At 68.0% G+C, this 1,364-nt stretch carries 1 protein-coding gene; it reads left to right on the plus strand.

Going from position 1 to position 1,364, the window contains the following annotated elements:
* Positions 1-230 precede the first annotated feature (230 nt).
* Positions 231-1,364, plus strand: a 1,134-nt coding sequence (locus tag N865_RS21250) for a recombinase family protein (RefSeq protein WP_034810277.1), incomplete at its 3' end; no start/stop codon positions are given.

A 1,364-nucleotide genomic window follows, 5' to 3' on the forward strand; every position in this document is an offset into this window, starting at 1 on the left:
GTGTGGTTCGCGCCCATCTTGGCGTGATCCGTCCGATACGTCTCGTCGAACCTACGCGCTGTCGCATCACAACTCGGTCAAGCCGACGAGATCTGTGGACAACGGGCATCATCGGGGTCTACCACAAGCGATGGAAGTCTCCCCTCCATCGAGTCAGCCCGATCTAGGTGGGCTACGAATACCTTCGAGGGGAGTATCTTTAACTAGACCTTTCCCTCTTGGAGCCTGCCGTGACCGTGCCTGCCGGGATCTACCTGCGGATCAGCCGCGACTCCGAGGGCCTCGGGCTCGGCGTCAAGCGCCAGCGGGCCGACTGCGAGAAGCTCGTTAAGCGACTCGGCTGGGAGGTCGCGCAGGTCTACGAGGACAACGAAGTGAGCGCCACCAGGGCCAAGCCGCGCCCGGCGTACGTGCGGATGATGCAGGACGTCGAGCGCGGGCTGATCAAGGCCGTCGCCGTGTGGGACGTGGACCGGCTCACCCGCACCCCGCGCGAGCTCGAGGACGTCATCGACCAGGCCGACCGGCTCGGACTCAAGCTCGCCTCCGTCGGCGGCGACATCGACCTGGCCACCGAGCAGGGCCGCATGATGGCCCGGATGAAGGGCACCGTCGCCCGCTACGAGATCGAACAGCAACGCCGACGGCTCAAGGCCAAACACGACGAGCTCGCCGCCAACGGCGCCCACATCGGGAAACGCCCATTCGGGTGGGAGTTCCGCCCCGACCGCACGCTGGCGATCAACCCCGAGGAGGCGGCCGTCATCCGCGAGTGCGTCGACCGCGTCCTGTCCGGGCAGGCGCTCTGGAAGATCTGCAACGACCTCAACCGTCGCGGCATCACCACCAGCACCGGCCGGGCTTGGCAGACCGTCGTCCTGCGGCAGATGCTGCTGCGCTGGCGCAACTGCGGCGTCCGCACCCACCACGGCAAGGAGGTCGGCCCCGGCCAGTGGGAACCGATCATCGACCGCGCCACCCACGAACGCGTCGTCGCCCTGCTGACCGACCCAGGACGCCGGAGCAACAACCGGGGCACCGACCCGAAGTACTTGCTCACCTCGATCGCTCTCTGCGGCGCGTGCGGCCGACCGCTCGTCGGCACGAACGAGTACACGTATGTCCTCAAGAACGGTCGGACCCGCGTCTACCCCCACACCTACACCTGCGCCCACGCCGGGTGCATGAAGGTGCGCCGCCGCATGGCAGACGTCGACGAAACTGTCACCAGCGTGGTGCTCACGATCCTCGAACGCGACGGCGTCCGGCTCCTCGGCGGAGACCCCGCCGCTGCCGCCCACGCCAGGGACCGCATCGCCGCCCTCGAGGCCAAACTCGCCCTCGCCGCCGACCAGTTCGCCGAC

Origin of the sequence: Intrasporangium oryzae NRRL B-24470 (assembly GCF_000576595.1) — a bacterium.
Classification (GTDB): domain Bacteria; phylum Actinomycetota; class Actinomycetes; order Actinomycetales; family Dermatophilaceae; genus Intrasporangium_C; species Intrasporangium_C oryzae.